The organism is Variovorax sp. KBW07, assembly GCF_003852515.1.
Lineage (GTDB): Bacteria > Pseudomonadota > Gammaproteobacteria > Burkholderiales > Burkholderiaceae_C > Variovorax.
The window spans coordinates 12,967-36,689 of record NZ_QAJK01000055.1; the positions used below are offsets into that span (position 1 = coordinate 12,967).

At 61.6% G+C, this 23,723-nt stretch carries 29 protein-coding genes and 2 tRNA genes; 23 read left to right on the top strand and 8 right to left on the bottom strand.

Annotated elements, in window-relative coordinates; all coding sequences use genetic code 11:
* Nucleotides 1-42: 42 nt before the first annotated feature.
* On the bottom strand, nt 43-966 hold the full coding sequence (locus DBV14_RS12885) for a DMT family transporter (protein WP_124459574.1): 924 nt from the start codon (nt 964-966) through the stop codon (nt 43-45).
* 36 nt (nt 967-1,002) lie between these two features.
* On the opposite strand from DBV14_RS12885, the gene DBV14_RS12890 reads away from it, so the two are divergent.
* The 16 genes from DBV14_RS12890 to DBV14_RS12965 all read left to right on the top strand — a co-directional run bounded on the left by DBV14_RS12890 (nt 1,003) and on the right by DBV14_RS12965 (nt 14,927).
* Nucleotides 1,003-1,416: a gamma-glutamylcyclotransferase gene (locus tag DBV14_RS12890; RefSeq protein WP_124459575.1), complete on the top strand. Its 414-nt coding sequence runs from the start codon at nt 1,003-1,005 to the stop codon at nt 1,414-1,416.
* Between the two features lie 206 nt (nt 1,417-1,622).
* The gene (gene aceA / locus DBV14_RS12895; RefSeq protein WP_124459576.1) at nt 1,623-2,954 is read left to right on the top strand and encodes an isocitrate lyase; all 1,332 of its coding nucleotides are present in this window, start codon (nt 1,623-1,625) and stop codon (nt 2,952-2,954) included.
* Nucleotides 2,955-3,282: 328 nt separating this feature from the next.
* On the top strand, nt 3,283-5,190 hold the full coding sequence (thrS, locus tag DBV14_RS12900; RefSeq protein ID WP_124459577.1) for a threonine--tRNA ligase: 1,908 nt from the start codon (nt 3,283-3,285) through the stop codon (nt 5,188-5,190).
* 102 nt (nt 5,191-5,292) lie between these two features.
* On the top strand, nt 5,293-5,916 hold the full coding sequence (gene infC, locus DBV14_RS12905) for a translation initiation factor IF-3 (RefSeq protein ID WP_124459578.1): 624 nt from the start codon (nt 5,293-5,295) through the stop codon (nt 5,914-5,916).
* Nucleotides 5,917-6,072: 156 nt separating this feature from the next.
* Nucleotides 6,073-6,276, top strand: a complete 204-nt coding sequence (rpmI, locus tag DBV14_RS12910) for a 50S ribosomal protein L35 (RefSeq protein WP_007832497.1) — start codon at nt 6,073-6,075, stop codon at nt 6,274-6,276.
* Nucleotides 6,277-6,300: 24 nt separating this feature from the next.
* On the top strand, nt 6,301-6,660 hold the full coding sequence (rplT, locus tag DBV14_RS12915) for a 50S ribosomal protein L20 (RefSeq protein ID WP_012747009.1): 360 nt from the start codon (nt 6,301-6,303) through the stop codon (nt 6,658-6,660).
* 114 nt (nt 6,661-6,774) lie between these two features.
* The gene (pheS, locus tag DBV14_RS12920) at nt 6,775-7,851 is read left to right on the top strand and encodes a phenylalanine--tRNA ligase subunit alpha (protein WP_124459579.1); all 1,077 of its coding nucleotides are present in this window, start codon (nt 6,775-6,777) and stop codon (nt 7,849-7,851) included.
* A gap of 50 nt (nt 7,852-7,901) precedes the next feature.
* Nucleotides 7,902-10,343 (top strand): phenylalanine--tRNA ligase subunit beta, encoded by a 2,442-nt coding sequence (gene pheT / locus DBV14_RS12925; RefSeq protein WP_124459580.1) that lies wholly within the window; start codon nt 7,902-7,904, stop codon nt 10,341-10,343.
* A 2-nt stretch (nt 10,344-10,345) separates the two neighbouring features.
* Nucleotides 10,346-10,717: an integration host factor subunit alpha gene (locus tag DBV14_RS12930; RefSeq protein WP_124459581.1), complete on the top strand. Its 372-nt coding sequence runs from the start codon at nt 10,346-10,348 to the stop codon at nt 10,715-10,717.
* 73 nt (nt 10,718-10,790) lie between these two features.
* Entirely contained in the window at nt 10,791-11,249 is a 459-nt protein-coding gene (locus DBV14_RS12935) for a MerR family transcriptional regulator (RefSeq protein WP_124459582.1), read from the top strand.
* A gap of 26 nt (nt 11,250-11,275) precedes the next feature.
* Nucleotides 11,276-11,352 (top strand) — tRNA-Pro (locus DBV14_RS12940).
* A 288-nt stretch (nt 11,353-11,640) separates the two neighbouring features.
* Nucleotides 11,641-11,859 carry a hypothetical protein gene (locus DBV14_RS12945; RefSeq protein WP_124459583.1) on the top strand — a complete coding sequence of 73 codons (219 nt, stop codon included), beginning with the start codon at nt 11,641-11,643 and terminating at the stop codon, nt 11,857-11,859.
* 113 nt (nt 11,860-11,972) lie between these two features.
* A complete protein-coding gene (locus DBV14_RS12950) occupies nt 11,973-12,941 on the top strand; it encodes a methionyl-tRNA formyltransferase (protein WP_124459584.1) in 969 nt (322 codons plus the stop codon).
* A 676-nt stretch (nt 12,942-13,617) separates the two neighbouring features.
* Nucleotides 13,618-14,091 (top strand): hypothetical protein, encoded by a 474-nt coding sequence (locus DBV14_RS12955; protein WP_124459585.1) that lies wholly within the window; start codon nt 13,618-13,620, stop codon nt 14,089-14,091.
* 182 nt (nt 14,092-14,273) lie between these two features.
* Nucleotides 14,274-14,657: a hypothetical protein gene (locus DBV14_RS12960; protein WP_124459586.1), complete on the top strand. Its 384-nt coding sequence runs from the start codon at nt 14,274-14,276 to the stop codon at nt 14,655-14,657.
* Between the two features lie 90 nt (nt 14,658-14,747).
* The gene (locus tag DBV14_RS12965; protein ID WP_124459587.1) at nt 14,748-14,927 is read left to right on the top strand and encodes a hypothetical protein; all 180 of its coding nucleotides are present in this window, start codon (nt 14,748-14,750) and stop codon (nt 14,925-14,927) included.
* Nucleotides 14,928-15,245: 318 nt separating this feature from the next.
* Here DBV14_RS12965 and DBV14_RS33405 read toward each other — a convergent pair.
* The 3 genes from DBV14_RS33405 to DBV14_RS33410 all read right to left on the bottom strand — a co-directional run bounded on the left by DBV14_RS33405 (nt 15,246) and on the right by DBV14_RS33410 (nt 16,249).
* Nucleotides 15,246-15,351 (bottom strand) — tRNA-OTHER (locus DBV14_RS33405).
* A 68-nt stretch (nt 15,352-15,419) separates the two neighbouring features.
* Nucleotides 15,420-16,010 (bottom strand): hypothetical protein, encoded by a 591-nt coding sequence (locus tag DBV14_RS12970; protein WP_124459588.1) that lies wholly within the window; start codon nt 16,008-16,010, stop codon nt 15,420-15,422.
* A 68-nt stretch (nt 16,011-16,078) separates the two neighbouring features.
* On the bottom strand, nt 16,079-16,249 hold the full coding sequence (locus DBV14_RS33410) for a hypothetical protein (RefSeq protein ID WP_185546004.1): 171 nt from the start codon (nt 16,247-16,249) through the stop codon (nt 16,079-16,081).
* Between the two features lie 74 nt (nt 16,250-16,323).
* Here DBV14_RS33410 and DBV14_RS12975 point away from each other — a divergent pair, with 74 nt between their 5' ends.
* Nucleotides 16,324-16,731, top strand: a complete 408-nt coding sequence (locus DBV14_RS12975; RefSeq protein ID WP_124459589.1) for a hypothetical protein — start codon at nt 16,324-16,326, stop codon at nt 16,729-16,731.
* A 32-nt stretch (nt 16,732-16,763) separates the two neighbouring features.
* Here DBV14_RS12975 and DBV14_RS33605 read toward each other — a convergent pair whose 3' ends face one another.
* Complete coding sequence (locus DBV14_RS33605; RefSeq protein ID WP_221621887.1) at nt 16,764-16,892, bottom strand: nucleoside 2-deoxyribosyltransferase; 129 nt, start codon at nt 16,890-16,892, stop codon at nt 16,764-16,766.
* Nucleotides 16,893-17,197: 305 nt separating this feature from the next.
* Between DBV14_RS33605 and DBV14_RS12985 the strand changes: the two genes are divergently transcribed.
* From DBV14_RS12985 to DBV14_RS12995, 4 genes are all read left to right on the top strand, one after another.
* Nucleotides 17,198-18,184 (top strand): hypothetical protein, encoded by a 987-nt coding sequence (locus DBV14_RS12985; RefSeq protein ID WP_124459590.1) that lies wholly within the window; start codon nt 17,198-17,200, stop codon nt 18,182-18,184.
* A gap of 272 nt (nt 18,185-18,456) precedes the next feature.
* Nucleotides 18,457-18,594: a hypothetical protein gene (locus DBV14_RS33415; protein ID WP_185546005.1), complete on the top strand. Its 138-nt coding sequence runs from the start codon at nt 18,457-18,459 to the stop codon at nt 18,592-18,594.
* 55 nt (nt 18,595-18,649) lie between these two features.
* Nucleotides 18,650-19,099 carry a GNAT family N-acetyltransferase gene (locus DBV14_RS12990; RefSeq protein ID WP_124459591.1) on the top strand — a complete coding sequence of 150 codons (450 nt, stop codon included), beginning with the start codon at nt 18,650-18,652 and terminating at the stop codon, nt 19,097-19,099.
* A 100-nt stretch (nt 19,100-19,199) separates the two neighbouring features.
* Nucleotides 19,200-19,757, top strand: coding sequence for a putative immunity protein (locus tag DBV14_RS12995; RefSeq protein WP_124459592.1), 558 nt, complete (start codon nt 19,200-19,202; stop codon nt 19,755-19,757).
* A 561-nt stretch (nt 19,758-20,318) separates the two neighbouring features.
* On the opposite strand, the gene DBV14_RS13005 is transcribed toward DBV14_RS12995, so the two are convergent.
* Nucleotides 20,319-20,957, bottom strand: a complete 639-nt coding sequence (locus tag DBV14_RS13005; RefSeq protein ID WP_124459594.1) for a class I SAM-dependent methyltransferase — start codon at nt 20,955-20,957, stop codon at nt 20,319-20,321.
* A gap of 159 nt (nt 20,958-21,116) precedes the next feature.
* Between DBV14_RS13005 and DBV14_RS13010 the strand changes: the two genes are divergently transcribed.
* Nucleotides 21,117-21,575 (top strand): MerR family DNA-binding protein, encoded by a 459-nt coding sequence (locus tag DBV14_RS13010; RefSeq protein WP_124459595.1) that lies wholly within the window; start codon nt 21,117-21,119, stop codon nt 21,573-21,575.
* A gap of 89 nt (nt 21,576-21,664) precedes the next feature.
* Here the strand turns inward: DBV14_RS13010 and DBV14_RS13015 are convergent, their stop codons facing one another.
* A complete protein-coding gene (locus tag DBV14_RS13015; RefSeq protein ID WP_124459596.1) occupies nt 21,665-22,111 on the bottom strand; it encodes a hypothetical protein in 447 nt (148 codons plus the stop codon).
* Between the two features lie 341 nt (nt 22,112-22,452).
* A complete protein-coding gene (locus DBV14_RS13020) occupies nt 22,453-22,893 on the bottom strand; it encodes a hypothetical protein (RefSeq protein WP_124459597.1) in 441 nt (146 codons plus the stop codon).
* 583 nt (nt 22,894-23,476) lie between these two features.
* Between DBV14_RS13020 and DBV14_RS13025 the strand changes: the two genes are divergently transcribed.
* Nucleotides 23,477-23,713 carry a hypothetical protein gene (locus tag DBV14_RS13025; RefSeq protein ID WP_124459598.1) on the top strand — a complete coding sequence of 79 codons (237 nt, stop codon included), beginning with the start codon at nt 23,477-23,479 and terminating at the stop codon, nt 23,711-23,713.
* Nucleotides 23,714-23,723: the final 10 nt, after the last annotated feature.

Genomic DNA, 23,723 nt, shown 5'->3' on the forward strand with positions numbered 1-23,723 from the left:
ATTGGGAGTTGTTGTTTTTTCAGAGGGGAGAAGCCTCGTTTTTCACGTTCGGCGCCCAGGCCACGTCGCAAGCACCACGCCCACGAGTGCGATGACGAACGCAAGCAGCTGTGGCGAAGAGAGGCTTTCGCCCAGCACGAGCACCCCGACAAGGGCCGCGCTGACGGGCAGCAGCACAGCGAAAACACCCGCTTGTGCGGCTGGTACGTGGCGAAGTCCGGTCATCCAGAGCCACACCGTCCAGATGCTCGCGGCGAGTGCGTAGGCCACCAGCAGGGCCCACGTGCCGAAGCGCACCGCGGTGAAGTCGAACTGCAGCGCGAACCAGATGCCGAAGGGCATCGACAGCACGAAGCCCCAGAGGTTGATGAGCGAGGCGATGCGCTTGGGGCCCATGCGGCCGGTGAGCGACTTGCCGATCACCGCGTAGGCGGTTTCGCAGAGCACCGCGCAGAACACCAGCAGGTTGCCGAGCCACGGCATGGACGACTGCATGGCCGAGGGCGATGCCGGCGCATGCGCGGGCGACAACGCCAGCAGGCCGATGCCGAGCGCGGCGCAGGCAATGGCCAGGCCGATGCGCACGGTGATGCGCTCGCGCAGGAAGAGCCAACTCGCGACGGCCACGCACGCGGGGATCGACGCCATGATCACGCCCGCCGACACGGCGCTGGTGAGGCTCACGCCGAACAGCATGCAGATCGAGAACAGGAAGTTGCCGAGGAAGGACTCGAGGAACACCAGCCAGCGCGTGTGCCCCGTCATCGGAGGCTCGTCGGGCGTGCGCTTGAGCCAGTGCGGCATGGCGAGCGCCGCGATGCCGAAGCGCAGCCACGCCAGCAGCAGCACCGGGAAGGCGGCCACAAGGGGCTTGGAGAGGGCGACGTAGCCGCCGACGAGCGACATGCTCAAGGCCAGGCAGCCATAGGCCACGAGGCGACCGGATGCGGGGGCAGCGGAGTTCAATAGACTGAAGTTTTGTTGTTGCGGAGTGCGCTTTCGATGATGCCCCACGTTTTTGTCTACGGCACGCTGCGTCGGTACGGGCGCAACGACATCGCCCGTTTTCGGCCGGCCCCGGTGTTCGTCGGCGAGGCGGGCATTGCCGGCACGCTGTACGACCTGGGCGCGTATCCGGGCATCGTGCTGGGCGGGGCAGGGCGCGTGGTGGGCGAGATCTATCGCATCGAACCCGAGGTGGAGGCGGCGCTCGACAGGCTCGAGGAAGTGGCCGACGACGACTCGGGCGAGTACATCAGGCGGCAAGTGCGCGTGGCGCTCGATGGACGGTGGCTTGATTGCCTGGTCTACGAGATTCATCCGACGCGGATCGTGGGCCGCCGCGTGATCGAAGGCGGCGACTGGATCGCGCATGCGGCCTCGAATGCGACTGCGTTTTCACCACCGAAAGATTGATTGCGCATTGCGAAATTGATGACTGTTGCGCCGCAATATTTTTTCTCGATATGAGAAAAATAATTTTGCATTGAGAAATATATCTGTAACTCGTTGATTTTGTTGAGTGAAAAATATGTCTTCTATAAGACATAAGAGTCGAGGATCGAATTACAGTAACTCCACGGCCGCAGCGCCCAACCTTCAATCAACCTCACGGAGTGACCATGCCCCAGACCCTCACAGAACAACTGAGCCGCGAACAACAGATTGCCGCCCTCGAAAAAGACTGGGCCACCAATCCGCGCTGGAAGGGCGTCAAGCGCGGCTACAGCGCAGCCGACGTTGTGCGCCTGCGCGGCTCGTTCCCCATCGAGCACACGCTGGCCAAGCGCGGTGCCGAAAAGCTCTGGAGCAAGATCAACGGCGGCGCCAAGAAGGGCTACGTGAACGCGTTCGGCGCCATCTCCGCCGGCCAGGCCATGCAGCAGGCCAAGGCCGGCCTGGAAGCCGTGTACCTGTCGGGCTGGCAAGTCGCCGCCGACGGCAACACGTCTGAAACCATGTACCCCGACCAGTCGCTGTATGCGTACGACTCGGTGCCCACCATGGTCCGCCGCATCAACAACACCTTCAAGCGCGCCGACGAAATCCAGTGGGGCCGCGGCATCAACCCGGGCGACAAGGAATTCATCGACTACTTCCTGCCGATCGTTGCCGACGCTGAAGCCGGCTTCGGCGGCGTTCTGAACGCCTTCGAGCTGATGAAGAACATGATTGCTTCGGGCGCTGCCGGCGTGCACTTCGAAGACCAACTGGCTGCCGTGAAGAAGTGCGGCCACATGGGTGGCAAGGTGCTGGTGCCGACGCAGGAAGCCTGCGAAAAGCTGATCTCGGCGCGTTTCGCTGCCGACGTGATGGGCGTGTCGACCATCGTGCTGGCCCGCACCGATGCGGAAGCGGCCAACCTGATCACCTCCGACCACGACGCCAACGACAAGCCTTTCCTGACGGGCGAGCGCACGCAAGAAGGCTTCTACCGCGTCAAGAACGGCCTGGAGCAAGCCATCAGCCGCGGCGTGGCCTACGCACCGTACGCCGACCTGGTGTGGTGCGAAACCGGCGTGCCGGACATCGGCTTTGCCCGTGAATTCGCGCAAGCCGTGCACGCTGCCTGCCCCGGCAAGCTGCTGTCGTACAACTGCTCGCCTTCCTTCAACTGGAAGAAGAACCTCGACGACAAGCAGATCGCCTCGTTCCAGGAAGACCTGTCGGCACTGGGCTACAAGTACCAGTTCATCACGCTGGCCGGCATCCACATCAACTGGTTCAACACCTTCCAGTTCGCCCATGCCTATGCCAACGGCGAAGGCATGAAGCACTACGTCAACATGGTGCAGGAGCCCGAGTTCGCCGCGCGCGAAAAGGGCTACACCTTCGTGTCGCACCAGCAGGAAGTGGGCGCGGGTTACTTCGACGACGTGACCACCGTGATCCAGGGCGGTTCGTCCAGCGTGAAGGCGCTGACGGGTTCGACCGAGGAAGAGCAGTTCCACTGATCTGCGCGGATCATCAGGTAGTCGACAGATATTTCGCTGTCACCTTCAGCCCGGCCATGCGCCGGGCTTTTTTGTGGGCACTTCCGGCTCAGGAAAGTCGCGGCTGCGGTCCGGGCGGGCAGAAGCTAGAATCTGCGCCTCTGCACTCAACAAGAGCGAGAAAGGCACCTTGGTTATGACACCGCGAACTACACCGCAAGGATTCAGCGGCTTTTTCTTCTTTGAAGGAAACGGCCGGTAGCCCGCGCTCGCTGGTTTTTCCAGCTCTCAAACCAAGCAAAGCGCGGTCGATCACCGCGCTTTTTTGTTTTTCTCCCGAGGTTTTCACATGATCCAGATCACGCTCCCCGACAACTCGCGCCGCGAGTTCCCAGGCCCGGTTTCGGTGGCTGAAGTTGCCCAGTCCATCGGACCGGGGCTCGCCAAGATGACGGTGGCCGGCAAGGTCGACGGCCGGCTCGTCGATGCCAGCGACATCATCGACCACGACGCCAAGCTGCAGATCATCACGCCCAAGGACGACGAGGGGCTGGAGATCATTCGCCACTCGACGGCCCACCTGGTCGGTCATGCGGTGAAGCAGCTCTACCCGACGGCCAAGATGGTCATCGGCCCGGTGATCGACGAAGGCTTCTACTACGACATCTCGTTCGAGCGCCCGTTCACGCCCGAGGACGTGGCAGCCATCGAGGCCCGCATGCGCGAGCTGATTGCGCAGGACTACGACGTCGTCAAGAAGATGACGCCGCGCGCCGAGGTGATCGAGGTGTTCAAGTCGCGCGGCGAAGACTACAAGCTGCGCCTGGTCGAGGACATGCCCGACGAGCAGGCCATGGGCCTGTACTACCACCAGGAATACGTCGACATGTGCCGCGGCCCGCACGTGCCGAACACGCGCTTCCTCAAGGTCTTCAAGCTCACGAAGCTGGCCGGCGCCTACTGGCGGGGCGATGCCAAGAACGAGCAGTTGCAGCGCATCTACGGCACGGCCTGGGCCGACAAGAAGCAGCTCGACCAGTACATCCAGCGCATCGAGGAAGCCGAGAAGCGCGACCACCGCAAGCTGGGCAAGGAACTCGACCTGTTCCACATCGACGAAGTGGCGCCGGGCGTGGTGTTCTGGCACCCGAAGGGCTGGGCGATCTGGCAACAGGTCGAGCAGTACATGCGAGGCATCTACCGCGACACGGGCTATTGGGAAGTGAAGGGTCCGCAGATTCTGGACAAAAGCCTGTGGGAGAAAACGGGCCACTGGCAGAACTACCGCGACAACATGTTCACGACGGAGTCGGAGAAGCGCGAGTACGCGCTGAAGCCGATGAACTGCCCGGGCCACGTGCTGATCTTCAAGAGCGACCTGCGCAGCTACCGCGACCTGCCGCTGCGCTACGGCGAGTTCGGCCAGTGCCACCGCAACGAGCCCAGCGGCGCGCTGCACGGCATCATGCGCGTGCGGGGCTTCACGCAGGACGACGGGCACATCTTCTGCACGGAAGACCAGATTCTCGACGAGTGCATCGCGTACACGGAGCAACTGCAGAAGGTCTACGCCGACTTCGGCTTCACGGACATTCTCTACAAGGTCGCCACGCGACCCGAGAACCGTGTGGGCTCCGATGAGCTCTGGGACAAGGCCGAGCATGCGGTGATGGAATCGCTGCGCCGCTCGGGCGTCGACTTCATCATCTCGCCCGGCGACGGCGCGTTCTACGGCCCGAAGATCGAGTACACGCTGCGCGACGCCATCGGCCGCCAGTGGCAGTGCGGCACGATGCAGGTCGACTTCAACACGGCAGAGCGCCTGGGCGGCGAATACGTGACGGAATCGAGCGGTCGCGCTCACCCCGTCATGCTGCATCGCGCCATCGTCGGCAGCCTGGAGCGCTTCATCGGCATGCTCATCGAACACCACTCCGGCGCCATGCCCGCATGGCTCGCTCCGGTGCAGGTGGCGGTGCTCAATATCAGCGAAGGACAGGCCGATTACGCTGCGCAAGTTGCGAAAACGCTGCAAAATCAAGGGCTTAGGGTCCAGCTTGACCTGCACAACGAAAAGATTACGTATAAAATACGGAAGCATTCGTTGCAAAAGCTCCCTTACATCCTTGTCGTAGGCGACAAAGAGAAGGAAGCAGGTGCCGTCGCAGTGCGCGCCCGGGGCAATCAAGACCTCGGTGCAATGTCCCTCGAATCGTTCACGCAACGGCTCGTCCAGGATGTTGCCGACAAGCGTTGATTTGTCTCTGGAACACCCCCATATGTTTCCCTGACAAATCGTGCCGCTTGTCCGCGAGGGCTGACCGGCGTTCGCTACAGATTTTGTAGCAAATTTTGAAGGATTCTGACCATCGCTACTGCATTTCGCGACCGCCGCCACCGCGAGGAACGCCAACACCGCCTGAACCGGGAAATCATGGCCCCGGAAGTCCGCCTTGTAGGCCCGGAAAACGAGCCAATGGGTGTTATGAGTCTCTCGGAGGCCTTGCGCCTTGCTGGCGAGGCCGATGTGGATCTGGTGGAGGTCGTCGCGGCGGCCAACCCGCCGGTATGCCGCCTGATCGAGTACGGAAAGTTCAAGTACCACGAGCAGAAGAAGGCAGCCGAGGCGAAGTCGAAGCAGAAGGTCATCGAGGTCAAGGAAATCAAGTTCCGGCCCGGTACCGACGATGGCGACTACAACATCAAGATGCGCAATATCAAGCGCTTTCTTGAAGAGGGCGACAAATGCAAGATCACGCTGCGCTTCCGCGGCCGCGAGATCACGCACCAGGAGCTCGGTCTGGCACTCTTGCAGCGCATTCGCGACGAGCTGGGCGACCTGATCATGGTCGAGCAGTTCCCGAAGCTGGAAGGCCGCCAGATGATCATGATGATCGCGCCGGGCCGCAAGAAGGCCGGTGGCGGGGCTCCGAAGCCGGCTGCAGACGCTGCACCGGCCACGGCGCCAGCTGCAACCGCCTGAGGCGTTTGCAGCAGACGAGGTTTTGAAAAGGGATTTCGCCGTTGCCGGCACTTCGAAAGAAGGGCCGGCAGGGGCGAGATAAAGAAGTGTCTCGGGGCCAACAAGTCCGTGAAGTATTCGCGGCGCCTCACGAGCACAAACTATAGGAGCATTCACATGCCCAAAATGAAGACCAAGAGCAGCGCGAAAAAACGTTTCCGCGTTCGTCCCGGTGGCACCGTCAAGCGCGGTCAAGCCTTCAAGCGTCACATCTTGACGAAGAAGACCACCAAGAACAAGCGTCACCTTCGTGGTGCAGTCGCAGTGCATGAAACCAACATGGTTTCTGTCGCCGCCATGCTGCCCGGCCGTGGCATTTAACTCAGACGAACAAGGAGTACACACATGCCTCGCGTCAAACGTGGTGTAACGGCTCGCGCCCGCCACAAGAAAGTTCTCGCACTCGCCAAGGGTTTCCGCGGTCGCCGCGGCAATGTCTTCCGCATCGCCAAACAGGCGGTGATGAAGGCAGGCCAATACGCCTACCGTGACCGCCGTACCAAGAAGCGCGTGTTCCGTCAGCTGTGGATTGCGCGTATCAACGCCGCCTCGCGTGAACTGGGCCTGACCTACAGCCAGTTCGCCAACGGCATCCGCAAGGCCGGTATCGAGATCGACCGCAAGATGCTTGCGGACATCGCCGTGCACGACAAGGCCGCTTTTGCCGGCATCGTGGAGCAGGTCAAGGCCAAGCTGGCTGCTTGATTCCGCACAGCAGGAGTGCCGCCTTCGGGCGGCTTCCTGCGCCCACGGCTCAAGGGCTGGCGCTTGAAAAAGCTCCAGCTCTTTTTTATTTCTCCCTCGAAGATTTTTGTTGCCATGAACGAGTTGGACTCTCTTGTAGCCACCGCACGCGCCGCCTTCGCCGAAGCGAAGACGCCCGCCGAGCTTGAAAACGCCAAGGCCCAGTTCCTTGGCAAGTCGGGCCGCATCACCGAGCTGATGAAGGGCATGGCCGCGCTGAGTGTCGAAGAGAAAAAGTCCCGCGGCGCCGCGATCAACGTTGGCAAGCAGGCCATCGAGTCCGCGCTGACCGATCGCCGCCAGCAGCTGGCCGACGAAGAACTCTCGCTGCAACTGCGTGCCGAAGCACTCGACGTGACCTTGCCCGGCCGCCGCCACATTTCGGGCGGCCTGCACCCGGTGAGCCGTACGCTGGAGCGCATCGAGGAAATTTTCTCGAGCATGGGCTTCGACGTGGCCGACGGTCCCGAGATCGAGAGCGACTGGCACAGCTTCACCTCGCTCAACAACCCGCCGAACCATCCTGCGCGTTCGATGCAGGACACCTTCTACGTCGACATCAACGGCGAAGACGGCATTCCCTACAACCTGCGTCCGCACACCAGCCCGATGCAGGTGCGCTATGCGCATCAGCACACCAAGAAGTACGCGGCCGAATTTGCCGCTGCCGCAGCCGACACCACCGGCACCGTCAAGGCACCCGAAATCCGCGTGATCGCGCCGGGCCGCACCTACCGCGTCGACAGCGACGCCACCCACTCGCCCATGTTCCACCAGTGCGAAGGCCTGTGGCTCGGCGAGAACGTGAGCTTCAAGGACCTGAAGGTCGTCTTCACCGACTTCTGCCGCACCTTCTTCGAGCGCGACGACCTCGTGCTGCGCTTCCGCCCGAGCTTCTTCCCGTTCACCGAGCCCAGCGCCGAGATCGACATCCAGTTCGCGAGTGGCCCGCTGGCCGGCCGTTGGCTCGAGGTGGCGGGCTCCGGACAGGTGCACCCCAACGTCGTGCGCAACATGGGCCTCGATCCCGAGCGCTACATCGGCTTTGCCTTCGGCATGGGCCCCGACCGGCTCACGATGCTGCGCTACGGCGTGAACGACCTGCGCCTTTTCTTCGACGGCGACCTGCGTTTTCTCTCGCAGTTCCAGTGATTCACTGACACGCCTTTCCACACCAGAAAAAACAGATCGAGATCGAAGAGATGCAATTCCCGGAATCCTGGCTGCGCGAGTTCTGCAACCCGCCCCTCGACAGCGCCACACTGGCCGAAACGCTCACCATGGGCGGCTTCGAGGTTGAAGAGCGCCGACCGGTGGCGCCGCCTTTCACGCACATCGTCGTCGGCGAGATCAAGGAAGCCGAGCAGCACCCGAATGCCGATCGCCTGCGCGTGTGCCAGGTCGACGTCGGGCAGGGCGCTTTGCTCAACATCGTGTGCGGCGCGCCCAATGCGCGTGTCGGCATCAAGGTGCCGTGCGCACTCGTTGGCGCCGAACTGCCGCCGGGCGAAGACGGCAAGCCCTTCCTCATCAAGCTCGGCAAGCTGCGCGGTGTCGAGAGCCAGGGCATGTTGTGCTCGGCGCGCGAACTGAAGCTGAGCGAAGACCACGGCGGCCTGCTCGAACTCGACGCCGATGCGCCCATTGGCGCCGACGTGCGCGACGTGCTCAAGCTCGACGACGCATTGCTCACGCTCAAGCTCACGCCCAACCTGGCGCATGGCCTCAGCGTCTACGGCGTCGCGCGCGAACTGGCCGCGCTTACCGGCGCGCCGCTCAAGACGCCCGCGATTGCGCCCGTGGCCACCTCGTTCAACGACGTGCTGCCGGTCAAGGTCGAAGCACCCGAACTCTGCGGCCGTTTCTCGGGCCGCATCGTGCGCGGCGTGAACACCAAGGTCGCCACGCCCGCCTGGATGGTCGAGCGCCTTGCGCGCTGCGGTCAGCGCAGCGTGACGCCGCTGGTCGACATCTCGAACTACGTGATGTTCGAGTACGGCCAGCCCAGCCACATCTTCGATCTCGACAAGATCCACGGCGGCCTCACGGTGCGCTGGGGCAAGGCGGGCGAACAGCTCAAGCTGCTCAATGGCACCACCATCACCGTCGACGACAAGGTTGGTGTGATCGCTGACGACCGTGAAGTCGAGTCGCTCGCCGGCATCATGGGCGGCGACGCCACTTCCGTGTCCGACGACACGCGCAACATCTACGTCGAGGCCGCGTTCTGGTGGCCCGAAGCCGTGCAGGGGCGTTCGCGCCGCTTCAACTTCTCGACCGATGCGGGCCATCGCTACGAGCGTGGTGTCGATCCGAGCCGCACCGTCGAAATCATCGAACGCATCACGCAGCTGGTCATCGAAATCTGCGGCGGCCAGGCCGGTGCGATGGACGACCAGAAGCTGCATGTGCCCGAAGCCGCCCCCGTCACGCTGCGCGTGGCGCGCGCCGCGCGCGTGATCGGCATGCCGCTGACGCAGGCGCAATGCGCCGATGCGCTCAACCGCCTGGGCTTTGCCATCACCGAAGGCGAGGGCACCCTGACGGTGGCGCCGCCGCCGCACCGCTTCGACCTGCTGATCGAAGAAGACCTGATCGAAGAGGTCGCGCGCCTGATCGGCTTCAACAACCTGCCGACCACCGCGCCGCTCGCGCCCATCACGGCGCGCGTTCGGCCCGAGGCGCAGCGCAGCCGCTTTGCCGTGCGTCGCAGCGTGGCCGCGCTGGGTTACCAGGAAACGATCAACTTCAGTTTCGTGGAAGCCCATTGGGAGCAAGACCTTGCGGGCAATGCCAACCCGGTCAAGCTGCTGAACCCCATTGCCAGCCAGATGAGCGTGATGCGCTCGTCGCTGCTCGGCTCGCTGCTGCAAGTGCTCAAGTTCAATCTCGACCGCAAGGCACCGCGCGTGCGCGTGTTCGAACTGGGCCGTGTGTTCATGCGCGACGACAGCGTGGCAACCACCGACAGCACCGTTCGCGGCGTCAACCAGCCGATGCGTGTGGCGGGTCTTGCCTGGGGCGATGCCGATGAATCGCGCTGGGACGGCAAGGCACAACGCATCGATTTCTACGACGTCAAGGGCGATGTCGAAGCCTTGCTCGCACCGCGGGTGCCGAGCTTCGAGGCGGCTGAACACCCCGCGCTGCATCCGGGCCGCTCGGCACGCGTGCTCGTCGATGGCAAGGCCATCGGCTTCGTCGGCGAACTGCATCCGCGCTGGCGCCAGAAGTGGGACTTCACCCATGCGCCCGTGCTGTTCGAACTCGACCTCGATGCGGTCACCGCGCGCCCCGTACCGGTGGCGCAGCCGGTGCCCAAGCACCAGGCGGTCGAGCGCGACATTGCGGTCGTCGTGGCCGAAGCCGTCTCGCACGACGCGCTGATGCAGACCATCCGCGCGACTTCGGCTGCGCAAGGCCTGCTTCGCGATGCAACGCTGTTCGACATCTATCGTCCGCAGCCGCTGCGTGACGGTGCCGTGGCTGCGCCGGGCGCGCTGGCGCAAGGTGAGAAGAGCATGGCGGTTCGTCTGAGCTTCCTGGATGACAGCGCAACCTTGACCGATGAACAGGTCGAGCCCGCTGTCCGTGCAATCGTCGAACAATTGGGCGCCAAGCTGGGCGGCCGCTTGAGAGGATGAAGATGAACGCCGCCGAATTCACGCTCGAAGCCCTCGAAACGCCGGCGCTCACCAAGGCGCACCTGGCCGATCTGCTGTTCGAACAGATCGGGCTGAACAAGCGTGAGTCCAAGGACATGGTCGAAGCTTTTTTCGAGCTCGTGGCCGGCAGCCTCATCGAGGGCACCGACGTCAAGATCTCGGGCTTCGGCAACTTCCAGATCCGCGTGAAGGCGCCCCGGCCGGGGCGCAACCCGCGCACCGGCGAAGCCATTCCGATCGGCGAGCGCCGCGTGGCCACCTTTCATGCGAGCGCGAAACTCAAGGAGCAGATCCACGGAAGCATCGACCAGGGCAGCGCGACCGAAGTCGAGTGGAGCCTGGGCGCTGAATAGTGCTTGGTGCTGCGCGGTTGCGTAGAGTAATCTCTGAGGTTTCCCGCGCACTGTCTTGATTTCAATGGAAATAATGGAGAAAGCGCTCCCGCCGATTCCTGTCAAACGCTACTTCACCATCGGTGAGGTCGGCGAACTTTGCGGCGTCAAGCCGCACGTGCTGCGCTACTGGGAGCAGGAGTTCACGCAGCTTCGCCCGATGAAGCGCCGCGGCAACCGCCGCTACTACCAGCACCACGAGGTGCTCATGATCCGCCGCATCCGCGATCTGCTCTACGACCAGGGCTTCACGATCAGCGGTGCCCGCAACAAGCTGCAGGAGCTGGTGCAAGGCGAGCGCGATCGCCGCAAGGCCGGCGAGGTGCCGCTCGAAGGGATGGAGGCGATCGAGATCGACCAGGAAGAGTTTGATGCCGCCGTGGTGCAGGACACCCCCGAGCAGGCCACGCCGCGCACGGTCGATCTGTCGCAGTTGCTCCACCTTCGACGCGAACTCTTTGAAATTCGTGAGCTGTTGACCCTCGGACACTGAATTTCGCCCGCTATAATCGAGAGCTTCGGTGTGTGGCGCAGCCTGGTAGCGCACTTGCATGGGGTGCAAGGGGTCGAAGGTTCGAATCCTTTCACACCGACCAAAATCAGTAGATAGAACAACGGCTTACGCTCACAAGGCGTAGGCCGTTTTTCTTTGGTTTTGACAAATGGGCCGGTTTTTGACAAACCCGACCGTTTTCAGTCCCCTCCACGCGTCCCGATTGCGGACGGCGGTGCTCCGGTAAGCGCCTTGCGACGGTAGACGCGCTTCGTGTCGTCTGCGGCGGAAAGCTTCTTGAGCGCAACCTGGGCCGGCTCGAGCGCGGCCAAATCCAGATCCGAGCCGCTCTTGGCTGCGTAATGATTGAGGATCTCGGTCGCGCAGTTCCGTGTCCAGTGGCCTCGAAGATGCGCTCAGCCGCATCGACTCGCGGGCTCGAATCGGTTGGCTGGCTACGCCGCTCGTGATCGCGAACAAGCCGCAACCGACCCCGCTGCCTGCCTCCGCATCACGGATCGATCCGCAGTCCTCGCAGGCCTGGCTGCACGAGGTCGAGAGCTACTTGACCGAGGTCGGCTCGTTGTTGAGTAACGAGACGCCGAAGTAAATGTGCTGTTTGGGGTCGTTTCGAACGATAAGGCGCTTCTCGCCCCCGCACCAGGACCCTGATCGTCCGGCTGTCAGAATGTGACCTTTCACGGATCAGAAGGCCCGCAGTCTATGGACGCATTCGGAATTGTGACGCGCGCCGTTTTCATCGGCTCCAAGTCGCTCGGCCTCGCGATTTTTGAATGCCTTTACGCGGAGACGCCAGGCTTGCAATGGACGGTCGTTCATCCCGATGATCGTTCGGATGCGAGGAGCAACTTGGGTGATTTTTCGGCCTTCGCTTCTAAGCATGGCATCGAGTTTTTTGTCCCCTCCACACCAATCGAGGCCAGGGAGATGCTCGCCGCCATAAAGCCTGACATCGGGCTTGTCTGTGGCTGGTACTGGTTGCTCGATGCGGCGACTTTGGATTCGATCCCTCGAGGCTTGTGGGGCATGCATAACTCATTGCTGCCAAAGTATCGGGGAAACGCCCCTCTCGTGTGGTCAATCATCAACGGGGACAAGACGGTCGGCTCGACGGTGTTTCGGCTTGCTGAAGGTATGGACTCCGGCGAGGTTCTTTGTCAGGTTGAGTTGCAACTTGGAGAATCTGACACAGTGGGCGAAGTTCTGGAAGCGATTCAACGCGCGCTCGTACAAGAGCTTCCAGCACGATGGACGGCGCTGCTTGCCGGTCGCGCCGAGCTCAGCACGCAGGACGAATCCATGGCAACCTATTGCGGATCGCGACAGGAAGCTGACGGCCTAGTGAGCTGGGGAAAAACTGCAAGCGAGATACACGACTTTATCCGAGCGCAAGCGCCTCCTTACCCGGCCGCTTTCAGCTTTCTGCGGTCGCAGAAGGTGAGACTTCTCCGTTCTTCTGTCTTTCGCGGCACCTATTTTGGGACACCGGGGCAGGTGCTCAGGAGGCTCGATGAGTCAGTGCTAGTTGCCTGTGGAGGGAACACTGCAATCGAATTGCTGCGTGTCTCGACTGACAGCTGCGGCGAATCCGTGACAGTGACGCAGATTCTCGGTTCGATGAAGGATCGGTTTTCCGACTCGCCAATTATGGAACTGTGGCCAAGCCGCTGACATCACTGCCCGTGGCGTCCAAATCATGATCGACAGCTGGCCGCTCCAATCTGCCGGCGCCTCGCTCGATCCCCCACTTTGGCTTCGGTCGGGGGTGGGGATTTTGTCGTTGTGGCTACCGCAGCGTGACCTTGGTACCGTCAGCGAATCGAGAGCTAAATGCACGAGGTCGAATTGTTGTTGAACAGCGAGATGCGGAAATAGAGGTATTGCTGAGCACGGTCAAGAATGATCGGGCACTGATGGAGCTATAGCTGCAGTTGCGAGGGGATCTTGAGCGATCAGCACCATGCAGGCATGGGAAGGAGGTGCCTGTTTGGTGATGATCGTGGCTATCAAAACGCCGACCATGCATTCATGCACGCGATGAGTTCATCGAATCTAAGTAAGGCTGAAGCATGTAGGCTCACGAACGCTTTTGTTGGTGGAAACCTCGAAAAGGCGGATGCAATCAGGCAGTTTAGTCAGATCGAGGGTGCTCGGCGGCTGGGGTTCGCGTTGCATGCGATCATGGACTCTACGTCGCCGGCGCACCGCGATTTCCAGAAATGGCGCATCTCTGAAGTGCTACGACATGGGGACTTTCCTTTTGCATCCGAGGAGAATGAAGGCTTGGTGCACCCGTACATCCCAGAGACGGTCCAAAGAATGTTGGATGCAATGAAGGGAGGCACTCTTGACTGTTCTTGCTACTGATCGATTGAATGCCAACTTCGGTCGTGAGTTATTGCTGGCCGTTTCGTTGATAGCGCTCAGTCCGCTCGCACACGCCGGCGATGAGAACTGCAATCTGAAAGCGCCACCTCGTGCTGCCGCTATCAGCGATGTACATGGCTATTTCATCTTCATGCATCCCCGGACGATCAGTTCGAACTACACCGGCTGCCAGACCATCTGGGGAGAGGCTGGCGAGGTGTTCATGACGCTGAAATACGAGAGAGGCGTCGCCCACGCTTTAACGCGATTCAATCCCGAAGACCACAAGCCCGTGCTCGAGTGCCGGTACAAGGGTGAAGCATTGGAGACGAAGTCGAGTGAGTGCCCGTCCTACCAGCGAATCGTTGCAGACTCTGCGAAGGGATGGTCTCTGGAAGAAGAAAGTCGTCTGATCCCCCTTCTAAAACCCGAGCGGGACCCACGCAAAGATTAACGATGGGACCTTGGCTGAATCGATGAGCCTTGCTCAGCACCGTCCTAGCAGCTTCCGAACAATCGACGGTCCGAGTAGCCCCGTCAGGAGCGGATGTCCTGACGTTCGATCCGTCATGATCAATACACTGAAGGGCTACCAAAGAGCGCTACGATCCCGGACACAAACTGGAGGGATTGGAGATGCTGAAGTTCATGTTCAGCGCAGCTTTGTGTGCTGCGCTAGCGGGTTGTGGAACCGCTCCCACAACAGCAACAAATGCTGAGTCATTCAAGACGGTTCAGGAGGGACGCTATCGAGCGTCAGAACAGCCACTGTTCGTAGATTGCGTGTTCGATGGCTTCCTGGGTGCTCAGAGCATGGCAATGGCCACGCATGTGCGACAGACCAAACGAGCGAATGGGTATCGCATAGATGTGATCGCTCAGGCATTCCAGTACATCGTGGCTGACATCAGAGATGACGGAACCTACGAGGTTCGCCGCTCGAAGTATTCGGAAGCCTTGCCGTTCGACAAAGAGATCAGCGCATCTCAGGCTTGTCTGAAGCAGTTCACGACACAGTAACTCGCGGCCGGAAGGAGATCACTGGCCCGGAGGCATCACGACCGAAAAGCCCGCGTTCAAGCTTTCTGAGGATCCGCGTTAGAAAAGCGCATGTCTGAACCGCGCGGCCGTCGCCATCCTCTGTTCCTCCAACTGACCAAGCTGATCGATCGTGTCTACCCTGACGCAGTGACGCCCGTCGCCCGGAGCGATGACGAGCCGCTGGATGACGTGGAGCCTGAGCTGCCGCGGCTGCAGGTGCCGCAGATCATTCTGGATGGGAGGTGGTGACGGCCGTGCTCGTTTGCTAGGCACATGATGCAGCCCCGCCCATCAACGCTCTCGATAGCAATACGATCAGTTCTCCACAAAGTTTATCCACAGGTGCGGGGGATAACCTCGAAGCGATCAAGGGCGTGAAAAAGCCCTCGCGAGGAGGGCTTTCGAAATGTGGTTGTGAATTCTTACGCGGTCCACGCTACGGCAAATTCGTTTGCATGAAGTCATTTTTGTTTTTCTCGTCGTAGTGACTTCGACGCGCTGGTATGAGATTCAGCTTGCCTGAGGAGGCAACGCTCAGGATCTTTGAGCGAGGCTCGATTCTATCAGGTGAGACGGCAGGATTCGAACCTGCGAGATGGCGTGAGTTACCTCAGAGGCCTCCGAGCAGTCCCTTTCGGGCGCTGCCCACATTAAGCCGCTCTGTCACATCTCGGAATCAAGTTTAAAGGCCCGCCCAGCGTATCGGGAGAGCTGTGAGTTGTAGCCCCTGAGGGCTGACAGTCACAGGTTCGCGTTCTTCTTGGCCCTCGTCGCGGCTTTGCACGCCTCGTAATTTGTGAACTCGTACTGGATGTTGAGCATGTAGTTGCGAGAGTTTGACGCGACGGCTTCAAGGGCCATTTTTTCTACCTGGTCCACAGGCGATTTGAACTCCCAGAACGCGGCAAGGATCCGCTCTTTCTTGGTCAGGGCCATCGTCCAGTCATTGGCCTCCTTCCAGATACTTCCAGAGCGAAGGAAGTCGTACTTTTTTGGCGCGCCATATTTGGAGGTCAATGCCTCTTGCCAGCTGCGAAAGTCGCTTTTGATCTCGTCCCCATAAGCATTGGTCTGGGCCGGCTTCGTCCAAGCCGTAACTTTGCAGAGACCCGTTACCGGGCTGAACACCAAGCGATAGTCGTCAATGTCATCGTGGCCATTAGGAAGTCGAGCGACGCTATAGACGCCGCGGTCCGCTGTGGGCTCGAGTTGTGCGAACTTACCCACGGCTTCGACCGTATCTCCAGCGTTCAATCCGAAGGGGCCTGCCTGAGCAGCCACATTTGCCACGGCCATGAAGATACCAATCAACCACGCCTTTTCCCGCCTCATCGCCTCGCTCCTTAAGTAAGGCTCAATGTTAACCTTTAGTTACAGCCTTGCGGTCGGCGAGAGCCCTGTCAGCTGGGCGAGGTGAAGAAGCGTTCTATGTCGGCGATGGTCTGTTCGATGAGCGCCGTGTCCTCAGGGTGATCGACCAGACCGACAAGCAGATTCTCAGGTCCTTCCGAAGCGTCGGCCGCTGCTGGGCGGCGATGACGGCGAGGTACTCCAGCAGCGTTCTGGTGCATGGTTCGTTTGGTGCAACGCCATCGAGGTCAGCTCAGATGGCTTTTTTCAGAATAGAACATCAATCGAGGATCACATGAGGGTTTTTAGCTTGGCGGCACTCCTTTTGTTCGCCGCGACAGGTACGGCCGCGCAAGACTGCCAGCGCGCGAGGCGCAGCTACGAAGTGGCGCGCGATTCGATGCGACCAGATCAAACCATGGTCACAAGAGCATGGCGGGAGATGCAGGCGACATGCGATGGGACCAGTATGCTCAGCCCGCCGCGATCGACCGCGATTGGTTCGGGAGTCGTTCAGGTGAAGGTGCGTCGAATTGACAAAGACATCTACCGCACCGACACGGACCACTACATCCAAACGCGCAACTGCTTCCAGTTGGCCTATGGCGATGTGGCACTCCTTCGGTACGAGTCGTATCGCTACGACAACACGCTGATCTTTCGGGATCGCGGGGCATGCGAGGTGCTGAAGGTTTTCAAGTGAGCGCAAGTCTGACCGTCAACGGCAATTGACGGTCAGACTTGGCCGCAGACCTTCCAGTTGGAGTGCGTCACATGCTGCACCAAGCCCTCGAAGTGCGCTGCCGCGTCGGGGCGGAACACATCAGGGCCGGCGAGGTAGGCGCAGGGGCGGGCGATTGGCATGGCACGAGTATCGCGGCCCTGCTGCCCGAGAGCGACGACTCGTCGAATCGGAACGCTTGGCGTTACATTTCACCAATGAAAATCGCCCGGCACAACCCGTTTTTTGCTTTTGTATATTTGCGATATTGATGTATCGCCGTTAAACGATTATTCTCCGCGCGCCCGGCCATCAAGGCGAGAGGTATATCAACAACTATGTTTGGGGGGGGGCCATGCGGTTTGCACAATGGGGTGTGATTCTTTGCTTGGTCGCTGGATTGGCGGCTTGCGGTGGCGGGGGTGGCGGAGGAGGAATCCCTGTTGGAGTGGCCATCGCACCGACCGCGCCAGCGACGACGCCCAACACGGGAAGCTCTGAGCCCCCGCCTTCGGATCAGGGCCCGGTTACTCAAGTAGATCCGAGCCCTTCAAAGCCCGAGTTTCTGTTCGCTACCATCCAGGGCGCCCAATCGATCCTCTCCTTCCAGACTCAGAACCCTGCGCCTGGTACTACGCCACAGGCCAAGGTCATCTCGGGCATCCAAGGCTTTCTGGGTGAAGCGCTGGCCTACGACGCAGCCAATGACCGGCTGTACGCCAGCAGCGGCCCCGATATTCTCGTGTTCGACAAGGCCAGCGCGCTGAGTGGTGCAGTCCCACCGACCCGGACCATTCAGCCGACTGGCACGGGCATCATGTTCTTTTCGAACGTCGCCTTCGACAAGGCGACGGACACGCTGTATCTCGCCGGCAGCGCGCAATACCAGGATGTGCTGGCCATCATCGGCAATGCAAGCACCGCGTCCGGCAGCGTGACGCCGAACCACCGCTATGCCGTCGCCAGCGGTTCGCGAGGCTTCACCATCGATACACAACGAAAGCTGCTTTACGGATTGGGATCGACCATCGGGGTGTTTGTCTTCGACCTGACCGCGCTGCAAGAAATGGTTGGCGCCAATCCCACCATCAATCAGGCTGTTCGTGTCATGGCAATTCCGGCACTTAACGTCATGACGGGTCTCAGCATCGATCAGGCGCGTGATCGGCTCTACATTGCTGGCACTGGAAAGTTGGGGGTGATCGACAGCGCAAGCACAACCTCGGGTAACGCGGCCAATCAGTCGTTCAACATCCCTGCGCACTCGGCCACATTCGATCCGTCGAATGATCGCCTGTATGTTGGCGCTGCGAATTCCGCCTACATCATCAACAACGCGAGCGCGCTGAAGAGCGGCTCCACCCTTCCTGCCACCGTGGTGGTGGGCAACAACCCGCAGATTAACTATTTCGTCGGCGGATTCGCATTTCCTTGAGTGTCGGCTTCGCGCGGTAGCGCGCGATCGCCTGACTCCGCCTTCGCTTGGCTCATCTCGCACATACGATAGAAACGTGGACGCCAGCATGAGTGTCAGGTTCGGCGGCAGTGGGGGGCAGTCGGAGTTGCCATCTTGAGCCACGCTTGGGCGGCCGAATACGCCAAGTCGCTGGATGACGGGACGGTCATCGTTCGTCGGTGCGACATCGAAGCAGTGCTTCAGGAACTGGGCCAGTTCCGCGCACTGGTTCCGAAGACGGGAGGTGTATCGTGAGCGTCATTCGCGACCGCGTGCTGGAGACGGCCAAGGTGCCGCGCTCCTCGAAACACCTCTCGGCCGATGGCCTGAGCGCCATCACCGACGCGGTGAGCGAGAGGCTTTCTCGGGTTCGCTCTAACGCGCGCTGAATGTCGTGCCAGCTTCCGAGATAGCATCTGCCCGCCCCAGCTTTCGTCACAGACCATGACCACTGTCAGCGTCCGTCAAGCCACCATCCTCGACCTGCACGAACTCGTGCCCTTGTTCGACGGCTACCGCCAGTTCTACAAGCGGCCCAGCGATGTGGCCGGTGCCCACGCGTTCCTGCTCGACCGCTTCAAGCATGCGGAGTCCGCCATCTTCCTGGCTTGCGAGGGTTCCGAGCCCGTCGGGTTGACGCAGCTGTACCCCAGTTTTTCTTCCGCCTCGATGGCGCGCATCTTCATTCTCAACGACCTGTTCGTGCGAGAAGACGCACGCGGCAAGGGCGTGGGCCGCAAGCTGATCGGTGCGGCGGGTGAGTTCGCCAAGGCTACGGGAGCGGTTCGCCTCACGCTTTCCACCGCGCTGACGAACACCGATGCCCGGGCGGTGTATGAATCGCTGGGCTGGCAACTCGACACACAATTCTGCGTGTACAACTTCGCGCTTTGAGTTTTGATTGAGGCCGCGCGCGTGACGCAGTTCTTTTCGAACAGACCCTTTTCATCGACGCACCGGCTCACGTCTCCCGAGATCAGTTGATCGCAACAGGATGATCGACGCACCCACACCGATCGAACTCAGCCGCGCCGAACTCCGCGCGGTCGCAGCCTACGCGTCCACCTGTGCCCGACTCGTCTTGGCGATCTTCGAGCGCGAACACCCCGGCGACCTGCGCCCGCGAGCCGCGATCGATGCCGCGCAGGCATTCGCCGATGGTGCCAAGCGGACGAAGTCGATCCGCGACTGCGCCTGGGCCGCGCAGCGCGCCGCGCAAGACGCCCGTGATGCGGGTCAGGCGGCCGCCAGCGAGGCCGCGCGCGCTGCGCTTGCCGCGGCAGGCGCAGCGTTCCTTCACCCTCTCGCGAAAGCAACCCAGGTCAAGCACATCCTCGGATCGGCCGCTCATGCGGCACGCGCGCTCGAACTCTCCGCGGGAGACGACGCGCACGTCGGCGCCGGCCACATCGCGAAGTCGAGTGCTCTTGCGGGCCCGGTCGTGATCGACGTTCTTCGGCGCTATCCCGCAGCCCCGCCCGGAGGCGGACGCGTGGGGGAGTTGATGCGGCAGTTGGACGCATCGCTTCGGGCCTGGCCAAGACCGGAGTGAGTGTTGCGGCGGCTCTCGCATTGCTGCCGCACAGCGTCCCGCTTTCCGAACGCACGCGGTCGGCGTTGCAGTCGCCGTCGCAAGTTTGCAGGATCGCCTCGAGGTTGCCAGCGACCGCGCCGACGGCCTACGCTTGCGGAGTCGGTGCCTGCGGTTCCTCTGGCAGCGCCTGCTGCAGGCCCTGAGACACGCGGACCGGCGCGGGCGGTCCGCATTCGTTCCCGTGCCTGCGTGCGATGCCCCTCACGAGGTGGCGGGGCACGTGGTGTGTTTTGATCAACTGGGCCAGCGCCTCGCTGCGCGCGGGCTCGGATACCGGTAGAAACATGTGCAATGCGCTCATGGTGTCGTCCCGTCAATGCCAGGAAAAGAGGCGGCCGGTGTGCACAGCCTGCATGAGCCGGACGAAGGCCTCGGATGGATTCAGGAGGGCCCCTGGCGTGGTCGCTCGGCATTATGAGCACTTGAATTCCAGGATGCACGCACGACCTCGTCGGCGCTGATGGTATTGGCTGTCGTCTGAGGGCGAAGTGAACCGCCACCCGACTGCGGTCACCTCAGTCACCTCTTGCGCGCCACGATGCAAGGACGGTTGTCATTGCCTTTTGTCGCGTGATTTTCATTCGCAAGAATGTCGAAGCCCGCGGCTCGCATGAACTGCTCCAGGTCCACCGCCCGAAAGACGCCGGCATAAGGCGCCATTCCGAGCGCACGCATCGCGGGCAGCAGGGCAAGCCGGACGAGCGGGTTCATGTCCCCGACACAGGGCGTCTTGGAGATGAACAAGCCTTCCGTTGCGAGCAAGTCATGGATGCAGCGCAGCGTGCCGGGCAGGTCGCGAACCAGGTGGAGATAGTTGAACCCCAGCACGGCGTCGAACGATGCTGCATCGGTCGCAAGTGCTTGCGCAGTCGCAGTGCGGAAGGCGAGGTTTGGAACAGGGTCGGCTGCGTGCTTCTCCTTGGCAATCGCGATCATTCCATCGGAGAGATCCGTCGCAAGATAGTCGCGAACATCGCCAGCCAGCCGTAGCGCCGTTGTTCCCGTTCCGCAGCCCAGCTCCAGCACCTTGTCGCCTGGTTTCAGCAGGGCACGGGTTCGGTCCAGCGTGCGCTCATAACCGGCCTGATCCGCAAGCGGGCTTTGCGCATACCGTCGTGAAGTCCGATCCCAGAACCTGGCGTCGCTCGCCATGCGCATGATGGGTTTGCTCCTCGCAAATATCTTCTATGGAGAAATGCTCCGCGCTGCCAACAGGCGATGCCGAGTGCGATCAGCGTGAAGCGAGCTTCAAACCCCCCTTGACCTTGCCATCGTGTGAACGCGGAGACTTCGCTTTTTAGCCTGAAGGAGATCTCCATGGAAGACCACATTGCGCTTGCGACCGCAGAGCACCTGACCCTCCGCGAAGTCGTTGCGCGCTCCGGCGCATCCGCGCAACTGGTGCGCGAGTGCGAGTCCCTCGGCCTGCTTGGCGGCATGGCGCACGCCGATGCGGGCAGCCGCCCATATGGCGCGCGAGACGTATCGACATTGCGCTTCGTGCGCAGGGCACAGGCCCTCGGGTTCGACTCTTCAGAGGTCGTCGAGCTGCTCGCACTGTGGCGAAACGGCCGCCGCACGAGCTTCGACGTGAAGCGCGTGGCGCTCGCACGGGCAGGCGACCTTGCCCAGCAGATAGAGGAGCTCGAACGCATGAAAGGCCTGCTGGAGCGCCTTGCCCACTGCTGCGAGGGCAGCGACCGCCCGGACTGCCCCATCCTGGATGAGCTGGCCGACCTCAACGGGTTCGCGGGCTGCGAGGCAAACGGCCGGTGAGCCCGCAAGCGGCGTTCGAAACCACGCTTGCCGCGCGGTCACTTCATGCAATTGAAAGGCTCTGGCATTGCCAAAGACCGCGATGGCGTTCACGGCCTGCCCTTGAATGCCCGGCGCATCCACGCGGCCATCGCCTCCAGTTGGTCGACCGAAAAAATGCCCGAGAGCCCCACGCGTCCGGTGTCGGATTTCCAGTGAACGTAGTTGCCGTGGCCAGCCTCGCCTTGCTTGTTGGGACGAGCGACCTGCTCAAGAAATTTCTGGATGTCGTCGTCGGTCATCCGGCCCGGAACGTGAGGGGTGGAGCCAGGGTGGCCCGAGGGTGGAAGAAAGTCGGCGGAACGCAGTTCCACGGGGTTCTCCGGCGTATAGGCGCCTTGCTCGCCCTTCATCTTGGCGAGAACTTTCTTGTGGATGATTTCCGCGTTGGTCACGTAGACGCTGGTCAGCGAAGGCCCATCGCCTTTCGCGCCGAAGTGATCTTCAAGTGCCTTGCGGCTGATTCTTGCCGGCGTGCGGGCCAGGCCGTCGCGCATGCGGAAATCCAGCCACTCCCCGCGGTCTTCATCGCTCCCGGAATCTTCTTCCCCCATCCCCTCGCCATTCACACTGATGAAGCGCCCGCTAGGACGTGAGCGAGCAGGACAACGATGCGGTCGCGCAGAAAAAATTGCCCGTGCTCCAGAGTGCGGAGCGGCACGGTCATCTCGACTGCCGGGGCGGTATGGCGCCCCGGTCTCGGCTGCATGACAGCCGGCGGATGCTCACCGAGGCGGGCGTCGGCAGGGGGTGGCGAAGGTCACCGCGCTTTGTAGGCGGCGGCTAAAAATGTGAAAAAAGTCTCAATTTTTGCCGTGGACGAAGGCGCTGCGAGCGCTTACCGAATGGCAGGCCGCACGTCGAAGAACGCTTCGTTGGTGTCGCCAAGGTCGCGAAAGCCCGCTGTCCTGGCGGCGTCGTAGGCTTTGGCCCAGCGCTTGGCCATCGCGATTTCGGACTTCGACAGGTCGCTCTCGCTCGACTCGCTCGCGTTGTGGAATGCGCTCAGCGCTGCCAGAACGTCGTCGCCCAGTTGCCGGTCGAGCTCGCGCCGGAATCGCTGCTCCGACACCTTGATGGCCTCGGGCGTGGGGTGCGGGCAGTCCGCGAGGCGAACGGTGTAGGCGGCCCGGGGAACGACCTGCGCGTCGTCGAACTGCGGGGCAGGCTCTGGGCGGGCCTCGCGTTCCGGCTCGGGCCTTGGGGCCGGCGGCCGAGCCATCAACGGCGCGCGCGCCAATGCGGTTGCTTGCGGGAAGAACAATTCAGTTTGGTTCATGAAAGTCTCGCTCTCGTGGGCCAGGCTGCTCATCGTGGCCGCGGCTACTCCATCTCGTCCCGCGTCGCGTGAGTTCGGTCACAGTTGTGAAAATAGAACTGTATGAATATACAGTTAAATCGAGTGAGAGATCCAGACAAATGTGCAGTCGTCGCGCTGGAGCGGTGCATCGCGGCCAAGCACCGACGACGCAGCGGGCCTGCACACCCGGAAAGTGCAGAAGCAACCGGCGCTGCATCAGATGCTTTTGCCGCGCCCCAATGAAAAACACCCGCCGAAGCGGGTGAAAGATCGGGTTCGATCAGGAAGGCTGCCATCACTGGCAGCCCCCCGGTTATGCCACGCACGTTGCTGCAAAAGCGGTGGCAACAACGAAACAAGCGGCGAAGCGTGATGTAGTGCGCGCACTGGCGTGCACACCTTCAGCCAAGCCTAAGGTTCACAAACGATACTTGCGTTGACGATCTGTTGGCGTTGGTAGAGAAGGCTTCGGCACCCGCTTCAACGGCGGTTTCTCGAGGCCGGCAGTCGTCGCGATTTCACCTTCAAGTGCCTGCCGCGACGTGAAGCGGCAGGTTAAAAAATGCGCCATTCACTCCTTCGCTATCTCGCCGGTCAATCGCTTCCCGCCACTGTCGCTGGCGCGAGTGGCGTGGCCGTTGTCCAGGCCCTGGTTCAAGACGGGCACCTGAAGGCGACCTTGCCTTCGATCCGTTCGGGAACATCGGCGATGCAGCCCCCGGCGGTGACGGTGACCGAGTTCACCCGCCTCGGGCTGCGCGAGTTGCGACGCGCGCACACCGCGACTCCGTTGCAATAAGCCACCCGGC